The organism is Streptomyces sp. NPDC013187 (genome assembly GCF_042899705.1).
GTDB classification, from domain to species: Bacteria; Actinomycetota; Actinomycetes; order Streptomycetales; family Streptomycetaceae; genus Streptomyces; species Streptomyces hawaiiensis_A.
Genome location: NZ_JBIBAF010000003.1, coordinates 390,616 through 404,876 on the forward strand (window position 1 = coordinate 390,616; position 14,261 = coordinate 404,876).

12 protein-coding genes and 1 pseudogene are annotated in these 14,261 nt (G+C 72.6%); 8 read left to right on the top strand and 5 right to left on the bottom strand.

The window, feature by feature from the left end:
* Nucleotides 1-158: 158 nt before the first annotated feature.
* Complete coding sequence (zapE, locus tag ACFY5B_RS07660) at nucleotides 159-1,262, bottom strand: cell division protein ZapE (protein WP_389965947.1); 1,104 nt, start codon at nucleotides 1,260-1,262, stop codon at nucleotides 159-161.
* A 37-nt stretch (nucleotides 1,263-1,299) separates the two neighbouring features.
* On the opposite strand from zapE, the gene ACFY5B_RS07665 reads away from it, so the two are divergent.
* From ACFY5B_RS07665 to msrB, 4 genes are all read left to right on the top strand, one after another.
* Nucleotides 1,300-2,115 (top strand): pyrimidine reductase family protein, encoded by an 816-nt coding sequence (locus ACFY5B_RS07665; RefSeq protein WP_389965949.1) that lies wholly within the window; start codon nucleotides 1,300-1,302, stop codon nucleotides 2,113-2,115.
* Between the two features lie 244 nt (nucleotides 2,116-2,359).
* Nucleotides 2,360-2,833: an indole-3-glycerol phosphate synthase gene (locus ACFY5B_RS07670; protein ID WP_389965952.1), complete on the top strand. Its 474-nt coding sequence runs from the start codon at nucleotides 2,360-2,362 to the stop codon at nucleotides 2,831-2,833.
* A gap of 164 nt (nucleotides 2,834-2,997) precedes the next feature.
* Nucleotides 2,998-4,389, top strand: coding sequence for a UDP-N-acetylmuramate--L-alanine ligase (gene murC, locus ACFY5B_RS07675; protein WP_389965955.1), 1,392 nt, complete (start codon nucleotides 2,998-3,000; stop codon nucleotides 4,387-4,389).
* 14 nt (nucleotides 4,390-4,403) lie between these two features.
* Nucleotides 4,404-4,811, top strand: a complete 408-nt coding sequence (msrB, locus tag ACFY5B_RS07680; RefSeq protein WP_104778284.1) for a peptide-methionine (R)-S-oxide reductase MsrB — start codon at nucleotides 4,404-4,406, stop codon at nucleotides 4,809-4,811.
* An 8-nt stretch (nucleotides 4,812-4,819) separates the two neighbouring features.
* Here msrB and ACFY5B_RS07685 read toward each other — a convergent pair whose 3' ends face one another.
* On the bottom strand, nucleotides 4,820-7,729 hold the full coding sequence (locus ACFY5B_RS07685) for an ABC transporter substrate-binding protein (protein ID WP_389965959.1): 2,910 nt from the start codon (nucleotides 7,727-7,729) through the stop codon (nucleotides 4,820-4,822).
* Between the two features lie 256 nt (nucleotides 7,730-7,985).
* Between ACFY5B_RS07685 and ACFY5B_RS07690 the strand changes: the two genes are divergently transcribed.
* Both ACFY5B_RS07690 and ACFY5B_RS07695 read left to right on the top strand, forming a co-directional pair.
* Nucleotides 7,986-8,252, top strand: coding sequence for a hypothetical protein (locus ACFY5B_RS07690; protein ID WP_389966498.1), 267 nt, complete (start codon nucleotides 7,986-7,988; stop codon nucleotides 8,250-8,252).
* 318 nt (nucleotides 8,253-8,570) lie between these two features.
* Nucleotides 8,571-9,377: pseudogene (locus tag ACFY5B_RS07695) on the top strand (Dyp-type peroxidase); the annotation flags it as partial.
* Between the two features lie 15 nt (nucleotides 9,378-9,392).
* On the opposite strand, the gene ACFY5B_RS07700 reads toward ACFY5B_RS07695, so the two are convergent.
* Genes ACFY5B_RS07700 through ACFY5B_RS07710 form a run of 3 tightly spaced genes read right to left on the bottom strand, consistent with a single transcriptional unit; the run spans nucleotide 9,393 to nucleotide 11,858 of the window.
* The gene (locus ACFY5B_RS07700) at nucleotides 9,393-10,130 is read right to left on the bottom strand and encodes an FAD:protein FMN transferase (protein WP_389965962.1); all 738 of its coding nucleotides are present in this window, start codon (nucleotides 10,128-10,130) and stop codon (nucleotides 9,393-9,395) included.
* A 5-nt stretch (nucleotides 10,131-10,135) separates the two neighbouring features.
* A complete protein-coding gene (locus ACFY5B_RS07705; RefSeq protein WP_389965965.1) occupies nucleotides 10,136-10,558 on the bottom strand; it encodes an FMN-binding protein in 423 nt (140 codons plus the stop codon).
* A 13-nt stretch (nucleotides 10,559-10,571) separates the two neighbouring features.
* Nucleotides 10,572-11,858: a ferric reductase-like transmembrane domain-containing protein gene (locus ACFY5B_RS07710; protein ID WP_389966458.1), complete on the bottom strand. Its 1,287-nt coding sequence runs from the start codon at nucleotides 11,856-11,858 to the stop codon at nucleotides 10,572-10,574.
* Between the two features lie 209 nt (nucleotides 11,859-12,067).
* Between ACFY5B_RS07710 and ACFY5B_RS07715 the strand changes: the two genes are divergently transcribed.
* On the top strand, nucleotides 12,068-12,775 hold the full coding sequence (locus tag ACFY5B_RS07715) for a response regulator transcription factor (RefSeq protein WP_389965968.1): 708 nt from the start codon (nucleotides 12,068-12,070) through the stop codon (nucleotides 12,773-12,775).
* Nucleotides 12,772-14,229 (top strand): sensor histidine kinase, encoded by a 1,458-nt coding sequence (locus ACFY5B_RS07720; RefSeq protein ID WP_389965970.1) that lies wholly within the window; start codon nucleotides 12,772-12,774, stop codon nucleotides 14,227-14,229. The genes ACFY5B_RS07715 and ACFY5B_RS07720 overlap by 4 nt, the downstream gene beginning before the upstream one ends.
* Nucleotides 14,230-14,261: the final 32 nt, after the last annotated feature.

The window sequence follows — 14,261 nt, forward strand, 5'->3', positions numbered from 1 at the left end:
ACACTTGGTCAACGGCCGGTCAAGAAACACGTTAACCCTGCAAAGTCATTTGCAGGGTTAACTTAACGTTTCAAGCTGAAGAGAGCCTGAAAACCGCAGGTGGGATGGCTTGAACAGGCCCTACCCACGGGGCGGTTGGTGCGGTATGGGAGCTGTGGTCAGCGGGGGTCGGCCAGTGAACCCGCGTCGCGGGCGAGAGCGGTGAGCCGGGAAATGGCCCGGAAGTACTTCTTGCGGTAGCCGCCGTTCAGCATCTCGTCGCTGAAGAGCTGGTCGAAGGGCAGACCCGAGGCGAGCACGGGCACCTCGCGGTCGTAGAGCCGGTCCGCGAGAACGACCAGCCTGAGGGCCGTCGACTGGTCGGGAACCGGGTGCACACCGGTGAGGCACACGGCCTTGATCCCGTCGGTCAGAGCGCCGTACCGACTGGGGTGGACCCGGGCCAGATGGTCCAGGAGGGGCGAAAACGCGTCGAGGGACGCGCCCTCGGTGGCGTGCGCCGCGCGGGTCACCTGTTCGTCGGAGTACGGCGGCGGCGCCTCGGGCAGACCGCGGTGGCGGTAGTCCTCGCCGTCGATGCGCAGGGCGCGGAAGTGGGCCGACAGGCCCTGGATCTCGCGCAGGAAGTCGGCCGCGGCGAACCGGCCCTCACCGAGCTTGCCGGGCAGCGTGTTGGACGTGGCGGCGAGCGCCACACCCGCGTCGACGAGCTTGCCGAGCAGGGTGGACACCAGGACGGTGTCGCCCGGGTCGTCGAGCTCGAACTCGTCGATGCACAGCAGGCGGTGCCCGGACAGCGTCCGGACGGTCTCCTGGAACCCGAGGGCACCGACCAGGTTGGTCAGCTCCACGAACGTGCCGAACGCCTTGAGCGCGGGTTCGGCGGGAGTGGCGTGCCACAGGGACGCCAGCAAGTGGGTCTTGCCGACGCCGTAACCGCCGTCGAGGTAGACACCGCGCGGGCCGGTGGGGGCCTTCTTCGGCGCCCTGCCGAAACCGAACAGCCGCCGCTTGCCGGCTCCCGGGGACCCTCCCGAGTCGAGGCCCGCCGCGAAGCCCTCCAGGACCCGGACCGCCTCCGTCTGGCTGGGCTGGTTCGGGTCGGGGATGTACGTGCTGAAGCGGACGGAGTCGAACCGCGGCGGCGGCACCATCTCGGCGACCAGCCGGTCCGCGGGTACGTGCGGCTCACGGGCGCACAGGGACAGCGGGGCCGGGTCGGTTATGGGGCCGCTTCCGGAGGGGGCCAGGGGAGAAGACACGGTTCACCATGCTACGGCGCGTGGAACACTGCACGGCATGCGACGTCTGTTCCCTGTGACCGATGAAACAGCAGCTCCGGTGCCGGGCGGTGCGCCCGGTGAGCGTGCCGGGCGGGAGTGGAGCCTCCAGGAGCTGGCCGCCGCGTACGCCTATCCGGAGCCCGGGCCGGGGGGACCGGTTCCGTGGCTGCGCGCCAACATGGTGTCCACGCTGGACGGGGCCGCGCAGCACGACGGCCGTTCGCAGCCCATCTCCAGCGCCACCGACATGCGGATCTTCGGCACGCTGCGGGCGCTGGCCGACGTCGTGGTTGTCGGCGCGGAGACCGTGCGGCAGGAGGGCTACCGGCCCGCTCGCGCGCGGGAGGACTTCGCGGCGATGCGGGAGGCGGCCGGGCAGCGGCCCGCACCCGCGATCGCGGTGGTCACCGCCAGTCTCGACCTGGACTTCTCGCTCCCGCTGTTCACCTCGCCCCTGGTCCCCACCCTGATCCTCACGGGTGCCGCGGCCGCCCCGGACCGCGTCGCCGCCGCCGAGAAGGCGGGCGCCCGGGTGGTGACCGCAGGGGACGGCATCGGAGTGGACCCCGCCCGCGCCGTCCGGGCCCTCGCCGACCTCGGCCACACCCGGCTGCTCACCGAGGGCGGTCCACGCCTGCTGGGGCAGATGGTCGCGGCGGGCGTGCTCGACGAGCTGTGCCTGACCGTCTCCCCGATGCTCACGGCGGGCGAGGCCCAGCGCATCGCCGGCGGGCCGGCGGTCACCGTCCCGCACCGGTTCGGGCTGGTGTCGATGCTGGAGGAGGACGGCTTCCTGTTCACGCGGTACGGGCGCGCCCGAGCCGCGTACTGAAACGCCGGGCCCGGGGTACAAGGGCGGTCGGGAAATCCGGTCGACCGGGTACGCCGCGGCAGCGGGGTGAACCCGCCGTCGGTCCGTTCATCGGCGGAATATGCCGTTCTGTTTGCTTTTCGGAGGGCACACTGGATCCGGCGGTACCCGTGCGAAGACGGGGCAGGATGGTTTCCGCAGGGCCCGGCGCGGCCGGCCTGCGGCGAAGTGGGGCCTTGGGCCCCCGGAGCAGAAGGGGCGCCTGGTGTTCACCAGCGTATTGATGATCGAGAAGGCGCTGACGTCGGCCGACGTGGAGTTCGTCACCACCTTGCACGGCGAGGAGCAGGTCTCCTTCGAGGTGCTGCTGCAGCCGCGCGGCGAGCAGGCGGACCGCCTGCTGCGGGCCATCGACGACGTGGCGCTAGGCGAACTGGACGAGGCCGTCCGCGAAGGTGAGACGCCGGAGGGTGAGGAGGCGCTCAGCGTGGGGCAGCGGGCGCTGGAGGTGTCGCTCGCCGCGCTGCGCGCCTCGGGCAGTGCGGCGCAGGGACGGCTGATCGAGGATCATCCGCTGGACGCGCTGAGGTCCCTCGTGGAGGAGGTCGGGGCGGACGAGGTCATCGTGCTGACCGACCCCCACTACGTGGAGGAGTTCTTCCACCGGGACTGGGCTTCGCGGGCCCGGCACAAGGTCGGGGTTCCGGTGCTGAAGCTGTTCTCGCACAGCAAGGCGTAGGGGTGCTTCCGGACGCCCGCCGGGTGCGGATCGTGTGGGGTCGCTCCCGCCCACGCGACGGAGCCGCGTATCAGTACAGCCCCGCGCCCCTGATGGGCATGCCGGGCCTGCGCACGCAATAGGCTTGGCCCCGCTAACCTCGTCACCCGAACTTGGAGACACGCATGGCAGCCGGCCTTCCTCCCGCCATGGACCGACCGCACTTCATCGGGATCGGTGGGGCCGGGATGTCGGGGATCGCGAAGATCCTCGCCCAGCGCGGGGCCGTGGTCGCGGGCAGTGACGCCAAGGAGTCGGCGACGGCCGAGGCGCTGCGCGCGCTGGGCGCGACCGTGCACATCGGGCACGCCGCCGAGCACCTCGCCGACGACGCCAGCTGCGTGGTCGTCTCGTCGGCCATCCGTCAGGACAATCCCGAGCTGGCCCGCGCGGCCGAGCTCGGCATCCCCGTCGTACACCGCTCGGACGCCCTCGCCGCGCTGATGGACGGGCTGCGGCCGATCGCCGTGGCCGGTACGCACGGCAAGACGACCACCACCTCGATGCTGGCCGTGTCGCTGAGCGAGCTGGGCCTGAAGCCCTCGTACGCGATCGGCGGCGACCTGGACGAGCCCGGATCCAACGCCCTGCACGGCGAGGGCGAGATCTTCGTCGCCGAGGCGGACGAATCGGACCGCAGCTTCCACAAGTACGCGCCCGAGGTCGCCATCGTCCTCAACGTCGAACTCGACCACCACGCCAACTACGCCTCGATGGACGAGATCTACGAGTCCTTCGAGACGTTCGTGGACCGGATCACCGAGGGCGGCACCCTGGTGATCGCGGCCGACCACGAAGGCGCGCGCGAGCTGACGCGCCGCGTCCGGGCGTGCGACGTGACCGTGGTGACCTACGGCGAGTCCGAGGACGCCGACGTGCGCATCCTGTCGGTCGTGCCGCAGGGGCTGAAGAGCGAGGTCACCGTGGTGCTGGAGGGCGAGGAGCTGACCTTCACGGTCTCCGTCCCCGGCCGGCACTACGCGCACAACGCGGTCGCCGCGCTGGCGGCCGGCGCGGCCCTCGGCGTCCCGGCGGCCGAGCTGGCCCCGGCGATCGCCGCGTACACGGGCGTGAAGCGGCGGCTCCAGCTGAAGGGCGAGGCCGCGGGCGTCCAGGTCATCGACTCCTACGCACACCACCCCACCGAGATGACCGCCGACCTGGAGGCCATGCGCGCGGCGGCCGGTGACGCCCGGATCCTGGTCGTCTTCCAGCCGCACCTCTTCTCGCGCACCCAGGAGCTCGGCAAGGAGATGGGCCAGTCCCTCGCCCTCGCGGACGCCTCCGTCGTGCTGGACATCTACCCGGCGCGCGAGGACCCGATCCCGGGTATCACCAGCGAGCTGATCGTCGAGGCGGCCCGGGCGGCGGGCGCCGACGTGACGCCGGTGCACGACAAGGCGGACGTCCCGTCGGTCGTCGCGGGAATGGCGAAGCCGGGTGATCTCGTTCTCACCATGGGAGCGGGCGACGTCACCGACCTCGGCCCGCACATCCTGGACCGTCTGTCGAACTGAGGGGCTGGAAGCTCATGCCGTACGACGTCGAGAAGCCGGACGAACAGTGGCGCGTGGAGCTGAGCCCGGGCGAGTACGCGGTGCTGCGCCAGGCGGCCACGGAGCCCGCCTTCACCGGTGAGTACACCGACACCAAGACCCGGGGCGTCTACTCCTGCCGCGCCTGCGGAGCGGACCTGTTCACCTCGGACACGAAGTTCGAGTCGCACTGCGGCTGGCCGTCCTTCTTCGACCCGAAGGACACCGACGCCGTGGAGCTGATCGAGGACCGCTCGCACGGCATGGTGCGGACCGAGGTGCGCTGCGCACGCTGTGGCTCGCACCTCGGGCACGTCTTCGAGGGCGAGGGCTATCCCACGCCCACCGACCAGCGGTACTGCATCAACTCGATCGCGCTGCGGCTGGCCCCCGAGGAGGGCTGAGGCGGCGCTCAGCGGATCCGGCACTCCTTCTGGGTGAGGCGCTTCGTTTCCCCCGCGGTGCGACTGCACAGCACGTGGGTGTCGGAGGTGCCGTCGGTGGCGCGGCGGACCTCCTTGAGGACGATGCTGTGTCCGGTGCGGTCGCCGTAGAGCGGGGCGCCGGTGAAGTCGATGGTGCCGGTGGCCATGCCCTCGATCCTGACGTTGCGCAGGTTCACCCAGGTCGAGGCGCGGCTCTGCGGCCGGTCGTCGCGGGTGGCCGCCCAGAACAGGGCGCGGGTCGCGTCATGGGCGAGAGCGGTCTGGCCGCTGGCCAGGGCGGGACTGTCGTAGCGCAGGCGGTGGCCGCGCAGTCCGGGCAGGTGCTTGGCGGCGTCCAGGTAGAAGGCCGTCGCCTTGGCGGCCGTCTCCAGCTCCGCGAGGGCCGAGTGGTACAGCGTGACCTTCGGCGCGACGGACTGGCCGCCGCCTGCGAAGTCGGCCTTGGACAGGTCGTCGCCGGTGAGGATGGCCAGGGGCTTGCCGGCGCAGCCCGGCTCGGTGCCCAGCTGGGTCATCAGGGGGTCGATGTCCTCCACCCGGCCCGCGAAGTAGACCACGGACGGCACCCGGCCGCCCCGGCAGATCTCCTGGGCGTGCGAGCGGAGTTCGGGCTTGCCGCCGCTGAGGGTGTAGCGCCGCTGCTCGAGCAGGGTGAAGCCCTGTCGTTGCAGCATCTGCTGGCCGTAGCGTGCCTGTTCGTCGGTGTAGAGGTCGTCGGTCTTCGCCGTGTCACGGGCCAGGACGAGGGCGTACTGCCGCCGGTCGGGTCTGCGCAACTGGGCGGCGATCAGGCCGAGTTGCCGGGTCTGCCACTCGTCCGTGGCGGCCAGGCTGAACCAGTTGGCGAACTCGCGGGGCAGATAGGTCGCGGAGTTCGTGCCGGAGACGACCGGCAGCCCGGCCCGCATCAGGGTGCGGGTCGTCGCCCGGCTCGACTTCAGGTCGCGGCCGGTGCCGACGACCCCGACCACGGTCGGGTCGTGGGCGGCGTACGCGGCGATCGCCTTCGCCATCTCCTCCTGGTGGCCCAGGTCGACGCCGCCGTTGGCGACGAGGACCCGCAGCTTCACACTGGAGTTCTCGTTGATGACGGCCTGCGCCAGATACACGCCCGCCAGTTCCTCGGCGCCCTTCACGAGGGAGGAGCCGGCCGAGGCGTCGGCGCTGAGCGGCCCCGCGTAGACGACGGTGACGTACTTGCCGGCGTGGTGGGCGAGGACGTCCGCGTTCAGCCGGGCGATGTGGTCCTCCAGGTCGGCCACCGTCCAGGGCGTCTCGTCGTCGGCGTCGAGAGCTTTGACGTCGTCGCCGGGCTCGGGTGCGGGCAGCCAGTCGGCGAAGCGGACGTCGTGCGTCGCTATGCCGATGCACTCCGTGCTGCCGTCGGGCGCCGCCTCACGCCGCGTGTCCCGGTTGGCGGTCAGCACGGACGCCGAGCAGTACCGGTCGTGCAGGGCGTCGGCCCGCATGACGGTGGCCGCGGTGAGCAGGGCGATGACCAGGACCAGGGTGTGCAGGGCCCACACCAGCCGGGCGAGCGTCGGCCGGGAGGAGGCCCGCAGATGGTGGCGGCCCTCCTCGAGAGGGCCCAGCTGGTCGTGCGGCAGCGGGATCTTCATCACCCACGGCAGGACGGACCGCTCCCGGCTGGGTGACTGCTCGGCGCGCAGATTGCGGCCCCACTCCTGGTACCAGGTGCGCAGCCGGACGCCGAACGTCGGCGGCGTCGCGTCCGGGGCGGGCGGAGCCTGGACGACACTACGCTCCAGGCGCGGCACGTCGTGCGTGCGCACCGCGGCCACCACGAGCAGCGGGTCGAGCTCGCTGCGCCGGCTGCGGACGTCGCTGATGGCCCGGATCAGCTCGATGCCGCCGTTGCGGTCGTCCGCGTGCGGCAGGAACAGCATCGGCGGACGCGGCCGTTTGAAGCCGCGCAGGTCCCAGCTCCAGCGGCGGTGGTTGTCCCGCAGGTCCTCGCGCAGCGCCAGGACGCACAACTGGAGGTGGAAGTCGCCGCCCGCCGTGAGCGCCTCGGCCACGTCGTAGGCCCGGGCCGCGATCGCCTTCCAGGAGCGGACCGGCCGCAGCAGCGACACCTCGGTGGACTCCTCCTGGTCCGCCGCCCTCAGGAACGTCGTCGTCATGAACCAGCGGCTCTCCCGGCGCAGCCACAGGAAGATCGGGGCCCGGCCCGGCAGGACGTAGTTGAGGACCGTCAGCAGCAGCAGGAAGACGAGGCCGGCGCCGACCGCGACGTACCACTCGCTGCGGGCGAGGAGCGCGGCCAGGACGGTCACGAGGCTCGCCGGGAGGATGTGCGCCATGTCGAACAGCGGCAGGCCGGAACGCCAGCGGGCCGTGTTCTTCGGCCGCCAGCGCTGCTGCGCCAGCTCGTTCAGCAGCCGCTGCCGCTGGTCCTGCCCCGCCTCGGGGCTGCCCGCGGCGGGCGCGGGCCAGCTGTCGCCGAGCGCCGCGACCGCGTCGTCGATGGCGTGCACCAGCCGCAGCCGCGGGAACGCGTAGCGCCGGTAGATCGCCTTCGGGCCGCCCCACTTCCGCGGGTCGCTCAACGCCCGGACCAAGGCCGCGGCCCGGCGCACCTCCGTGGCGCCCTCGTAGGTGTCCTGCGTCACCGCGCAGCGTGTGCCGTGCGCCTCCTGACCCGCGTGCAGCTGGCGGACCAGCCCGGCCACCGCGTCGTCGTCCCCGCTCTCCTGGGCGTGCACGACGAACACCGGCATCGGCGGTTCGGTGCTCCTGCGGAAGTCCTGGATGAGCATCTCGAGCTGGTTCTGGAGATGGCGCCCGGCGTCGCTCTCCGGCATGCCGTCGTGGCCGCCAGGGCAGTCCGACGGCGTGCGATGGTCCTTCACCATGGGCAACCCCCCGTTAACCTTCGGTGACCTATGAGATTAACCGCTGCCGGTGGGGTGCGAGTGGGTGACGAACGAACTTCGAGGGCAACCTGGAACCGGAGAAGAAGTACGCGGGCCGCATACGCCGCACGGCGAGCTGAGCCCGGGCTCCGGGCCCCCGGGCCGGACGGCCGGGGTCCCCGCCGAGGACCCGGCCGTCCCGCGTCACCGCATCGGCCGAGGCCCGGGCCCCGGGTGCGGCCGGTTGTAGGACAGGATGCAGCAGCCGACCGGCCGGGCCGACGAACGCGCCGTCCTCACCTCGCTGTCCGGCCTGATCGCCCAGGCCCTCGACCGCGCCCTGCTCTACGACACCAAACACCGGCTCGTGCACGAACTGCAGCGCGCCCTGCTGCCGGACGGCCGGGGTCGCCGCCGAGGACCCGGCCGTCCCGCGTCACCGCATCGGCCGAGGCCCGGGCCCGGGCCCGCACCGAGCTTCAGCCCGGCGGGCTCTCTCCGAGGCCGCCGGGGTGACGTATGACGAGTTCGGCAACCTGTCCGACCCGCTGCCCGCCACCGGCACGCAGGCCCTCCCCCTCCCGCCCGGCGCGCACGCCCTGCACCGGGCGGACGGGCTGTCGCCGCAGGGCGCCGAGACCCCGGCGGCCTTTGAGCACCCGCACCTTGGCCACTGCTCGCCACCACCGACCGTCACGGGCCGGACTCACCTCCGTACCTGTGCCCACGGCCCTGCGGGACGTGCTGTCGGACGCCCGGTACGCCGACGCGGTGCCGCTCGGGCCGTGGGACGTCACGGCCCTGCAGGAACACTGGACGCGGCAACCGCCCGTCGTGCCCGGGGAGTTCCGGCCGCTCCGTGGGCTTCCCCAGCCCCGACGGCGGCCTCGGCTGCGTCGCCGGGGTCGGCTCCCGGGCGTGGGGACGGCTGTTCGGCGGCCCCCGGCCCGCCGAACTGCACCCGTTCCGCGAACTGGCCGGACCCCGGCACCACGCGCCGTCCACCCCGGGCGACCTGTTCCTCCACATCAGGGCCGCCCGCACCGACCTGTGCTTCGCGCTGGCCGCGGAGCTGGTGCGGCGGCTGCGCGGCGCGGTCACCGTGCGGGACGAGACACAGGCCTTCTCCTACTTCGACTCGCGCAACCTGCTCGGCTTCGTCGACGGCACCGAGAACCCGGTCGGGCAGGCCGCGGCGGACGCGGCACTGGTCGGCGAGGAGGATCCCGGCTTCCGGGGCGGCAGTTACGCGCTGGTGCAGAAGTACCTGCACGACGTGGACGCCTGGGACGCCCTCGCCGTCGAGGCGCAGGAGAAGGTGATCGGCCGCACCAAGCTCACCAACCTGGAACTGGACGCGCCCGGTTCGCACAAGGACGTCAACACCGTCCTCGGCCCGGACGGCGCGGAGCTGAGGATCCTGCGGTCGGCGATGCCGTTCGGCAGGCCCGGGCACGGGGAGTTCGGCACGTACTTCGTGGCCTACGCGGCCACGCCCGGGATACCCGAGACGATGCTGCGCAAGATGTTCCTCGGCGGACCGGGCTCGGGCCCCGACCCGCTGCTGGACTACTCGCGCGCCGTCACCGGCAGCCTGTTCTTCGTACCGCCGGCGGGTTTCCTGGAGGACCTGCCGGGCAGCGACTGACCGGCGCCGCCCGGTTCACGCCGCCGCGATCCCCTCCGCGCCCACCGCCGGGAATCCGGCACTGCGCAGCACCCGCCGGTCCGCGTCCACCGCGAACACCTCGCAGTTCTCGCGGGCGGCCGCCCATCCGACGCCCTCGCCGCCGAGTGCGAAGGCCGCCGTCGCGACCGTGTCCGCCTCCGTCAGGGTCGGCGCCACCACGGTCAGGCTGAGCAGGCCGGTCGCGGGGCGGCCGGTGCGGCCGTCAAGGATGTGATCACCGCGTTCGTAGCGGGCGGAGGTCGCCACGGCCCGGTCCGTGAGATCCAGGACCGCGCAGAGCCGGTCGGCGTGCTCGGGGTGGCGCACGCCGACGCGCCAGGGCCCGCCGGAGGCGATCACGTCGCCGCCGGCGTTGAGGCAGAAGCGGCGCGCACCCGCTGCCGACAGCAGTTCCGCTCCTCGCTGCACCGACCAGCCCTTCACCACGGCGCAGGGGTCCAGACCGCGGCCGGGCAGGCGCACGTCGAAGGCGCCCCCGGTGGCGATCCGGTACTCCTCGCACAGGTCCAGGACCTCGCGCAGTTCCGGGCCGGGCTCGCGCACCTCGCCCCGGTCCAGCCGTGACACCTCGCTGTCCGGGCGGAACGGGCTGAACCGCGCGTCGACCTCGCGCAGCCAGGCGAACAGACCGTCCACCGCCGCATCGGGGACGTCCTCGTCGTCGATCCGTACCGACACCGGGAACCCCATGACGTGCTCGACGCGGCGCATCCCCCTCATCCCGCTCCGCCCCTGGCGTCGATGGCGGCCTGCAGCGACTCCTTGTAGCCGTCGCTGGTGATCGTCGCGCCCGACACCGTGTCGATGTCGGCGCTCTGCGCCTGGAGCGTCTCCTCGATCAGCTGAGGAACCGCGGCCGTGGTCTGCGGGTGGTCCGGCTGCCGGAGCATCCGCACCGAGGTGATCCTGTCGCCGTCGAAGGTGACCTCGACCCGCACCGGGCCCTTCTCGGTGTCGACGAGGGACCCCGACACGACGGTGGCCGTGGTGCCGCCCGACGAGGAAGCCGAGGGGGTGGACGCCGGCGCCGCCGCCTCGGCGGGAGCCGACGACGAACCGGTGTCCTGCGAGGGCGCGTAGCGCCAGAGAGGGATCAGGCCCGCGACACTGAGGACGAGGACGGGCAGGGCTCGCTTCACGAATCTCTCCTCGTCATCCGGCCAGGCTGAAACGTTCGAAGTGGATCTGCGGCCCCGGCACACCCAGCTCGCGCAGGCTGCCGAGCACCGCGTTCATCATCGGCGGCGGGCCGCACAGGTAGACGTCCCGCTCCGCGAGGTCAGGCACCAGCCGGGCCAGCTCCGGCGGAGCCAGCCGGTCGGGCACGGGAGGGCCGGTGACCAGGTGCAGTTCGGCGCCCTTGGCGAGCGCGAGATCGCGCAGCTCGTCATAGAGGACGGCGTCCCGGTCCGTGGCCACCCGGTAGATCACGACCGCGTGGCCGTGCAGTTCCTCCAGCAGGGCCCGGATCGGCGTGACACCCACGCCGCCGGCGATGAGCACGGCGTCGGGGCGGGTGCGGTGCAGGGTGGTGAAGGCGCCGTAGGGGCCCTCGGCGAAGACGCGCGTGCCGACCTTCAGGTGCCGCAGGGCGGCGCTGCCGTCACCCGCCCGCTTGGCGGTCAGACGCAGGGTGCGGCCGTCCGGGGCGGCCGACAGGGAGAACGGGTTCGCCTGCCACCAGCGGTCCTTCGTCAGGAACCGCCACAGGAAGAACTGCCCGGCCCGGGCGGGCAGCCGGTCCAGGTCGCGGCCCGTGATGTAGATCGAGACGACGTCGTCGTTCTCCGGGACGACGGCCGTCACCCGCAGCCGGTGGCGCAGGTTGCGCCACAGCGGCAGCACCAGCCGGCCGGCGAACACCGCGGCGAGGGCCCCGCCCCACAGGGCGTACCAGTACGCCGTCGCCACCGGCGACGAGGCGAACGTCGTCCCGGCCGCGACCTGGTGCGTGAACGCCAGCACCACGGCCACGTAGGTGTACAGGTGGATGAAGTGCCAGGTCTCGTACGCCAGTCGGCGCCGGGCGTACCGGGCCGAGACCGCGCCCACCACCAGGATGATGGCCAGCGCGACGACTGCACGCAGCACGCCCTCGACCGTCTCGGCGAGGTCCACCAGCTGGTTCACCGGGTCCAGGGACGAGGAGGCGGCGTAGCCGAAGACGATGAACACCGCGTGCGCGAGCAGCAGCCACAGCACCGAGAAGCCCGTCCAGCGGTGCCAGGACGTCAGCCGGTCCATGCCGATCCGCCGGTCGAACCACGGCAACCGGGCCACCAGCAGCAACTGGAACGCGATCAGCAGCGCCGCGTACAGACCGGTCAGTCGGCCCAGCACGATCAGCGCGTTCGAGGCGAACCCGGCCTGCGCGAAGAGCACGGCCACCACGACCGCGTTCGCCAGCAGCACCGCGTACAGGCCGGCGCGGCCCACCACTCTGGGGCGCACACCGGGGCGGGCCGCCGCCACGGGAGGTTGTCGGAGGGTCGTCACGGTCGGCAGCTCCTCGATCGGCTCCTGGGACACCGAGCTTGGCGCGGGGGAGCTGTCGGGAAGCTGTCGCTCAACTTTCAAGTTTTTATCGATCCCGCGGCGGGAGGGCACGCGGCTATGGCGGCACCCGGCCCGTGCAGCACTATGAGCGCGTGGAGAAAGTACGACTTCTCGTCGTCGACGACGACCCGCCCATCGCCGATCTCGTCGCGACCGTCGCCCGCTACGAGGGCTGGGACGCGGTCACGGCGTACACCGGCGAGGACGCACTGCGGCGGGCCGCCGAGTTCCACCCGGACATCGTGGTGCTCGACCTGATGCTGCCCGGCGTGGACGGCTTCGGCGTCCTGGACCGGCTGCGCGCCTCCGGCACGATGGTGCCGGTGGTGTTCCTCACCGCCCGCGACGGCGTCGCCGACCGCGTCGCGGGCCTGACCCGGGGCGGCGACGACTACCTGGTCAAGCCGTTCGCCGTGGAGGAGCTGATGGCCCGGCTGCGGACCGTGCTGCGGCGCAGCGCCGGGCCCGCCTTCCAGCGGTCCGTGCTCCAGGTCGGCGACCTCACCATGGACGAGGACACCCGGGAGGTCCGGCGCGGCGAGCGGCTGCTGTCGCTGACCCCCACCGAGTACGAGGTGCTGCGCTACCTCATGCGCAAGTCGCCCACCGTGCTGACCAAGGCGCAGATCCTCGACCACGTGTGGGAGTACGGCTTCGGCGGCCGCTCCAACGTCGTCGAGCTGGTCGTCAGCCGGCTGCGCCGCAAGCTCGACGAGACCGATGAGACCGATGCGGGCGGATCGCCGCTCATCCACACCGTGCGCGGCTTCGGGTACGTGCTGCGGCAGGCCGCCGAGTGATCGCCCGGCTGCGCCGGGCCTACCGCGCAATGCGCCTGGGCACCCGGATGGCCCTCGGCCTCGGCGCCCTGTCCCTGGTCGTCTTCGCCGTCGTGGGCACCGCCCTGACCACGTACATGCGGGACTACCTGTCGGCCCAGCTCGACACCCAGCTCGCCCAGGCCCAGATCGCCCAGTCCAAGAGCATCGCGGACTACGGCACCCTCTCGGGCAAGAAGTACTACAGCTGGTTCTACGCCGTGTACGACGTGCGGGACGGTACGCCCGAGCTCCGCAGGCCCGAGGACCCGGCCGACCTGCCGGAGGACGTCGACGACTTCACCTCCCTCGCCCGGGCCCAGACCGCCGCGCACACCGAAATCCTGCGCACCGAGCAGCTCAGGGGCGCGGGCTCCTACCGGCTGCGCGCCTGCCAGGTCGAACCCGGGGTGGTCCTGGTCAGTGCCGCTCCCCTGGAGGACATCGAGGACACCGTCGGGCAGCTGATCACGATCCAGGTCGTCACCTTCGCCCTCGCGCTCCTCGCGCTGGTCGTCTTCGGCCGCCGGATGCTGCGCCGCGGCCTGAAGCCGCTCAGCGACATGGCGTCCACCGCGCACGGCATCGCCTCGCACGACCTGACCGAGTCGGCGGCCCGGCTGCCGCTGCGCGCCGACGGCCGGGACGGCGGGCCCGAGGTGGACGAACTGCGCACCGCCTTCAACACGATGCTGGAGCACATCGACGACTCCCTCGCCGTGCGGGCCGAGGCCGAGCAGCGGCTGCGCCGCTTCGTCGCCGACGCCTCGCACGAGCTGCGCACCCCGTTGATGTCGGTGCGCGGCTACGCCGATCTCTTCCAGTACGCCGCCGCCAACGCCCCCGAGGAACGCGACCGGCACCTGGCCCGGCTGCGCGCCGAGGCCGCCCGCATGGGCGTCCTCCTGGACGACCTGCTGCTGCTCGCCCGGCTGGACGCGGCGGAGGTGGAGGCGCCGCTGCGGCTGCAGGACGCCGATCTGGTCGAGCTGGTGGGCCAGGCCGCGGACGCCTTCCGCGCGAGCCGCCCGGACCATCCGCTGACCGTCCTCGCGGGGCCGGGGCCGGTGATGCTGCCGATGGACCCGCTGCGCATCCGGCAGGTCGTCGACAACCTCCTGACCAACGCGGCGGTGCACACCCCCGCCGGGACGAAGGTGTCGGTGGAGGTCGCCCTCGTGCCCGGAGCCGCCGAGGTGCGGGTCGCCGACACGGGGCCGGGCATCCCGCCCGACGACCGGGCGCGGGTCTTCGACCGCTTCTACCGCGTCGACAAGGCCCGCAGCCGCGATCGCGGCGGCAGCGGCCTGGGCCTGGCGGTCGCCCAGTCCCTGGTCCGCGCCCACGGTGGCCGCATCGAGCTGAACAGCGCACCGGGAGCGACGGTGTTCACGGTGCGCCTGCCCGCGCCGGGAGTCCACCCCGCCGACCGGTGAGAGGCGCCCTCTAGACTCGTCCGGAAACAGCC

What these genes read in the sequence shown, in the direction of transcription:
- ACFY5B_RS07665 (WP_389965949.1), top strand. Translation starts at nt 1,300, where the DNA reads ATGCGACGTCTGTTCCCTGTGACCGATGAAACAGCAGCTCCGGTGCCG.
- murC (WP_389965955.1), top strand. Translation starts at nt 2,998, where the DNA reads ATGGCAGCCGGCCTTCCTCCCGCCATGGACCGACCGCACTTCATCGGG.
- msrB (WP_104778284.1), top strand. Translation starts at nt 4,404, where the DNA reads ATGCCGTACGACGTCGAGAAGCCGGACGAACAGTGGCGCGTGGAGCTG.
- ACFY5B_RS07685 (WP_389965959.1), bottom strand. Translation starts at nt 7,729, where the DNA reads ATGGTGAAGGACCATCGCACGCCGTCGGACTGCCCTGGCGGCCACGAC.
- ACFY5B_RS07690 (WP_389966498.1), top strand. Translation starts at nt 7,986, where the DNA reads ATGCAGCAGCCGACCGGCCGGGCCGACGAACGCGCCGTCCTCACCTCG.
- ACFY5B_RS07700 (WP_389965962.1), bottom strand. Translation starts at nt 10,130, where the DNA reads ATGCGCCGCGTCGAGCACGTCATGGGGTTCCCGGTGTCGGTACGGATC.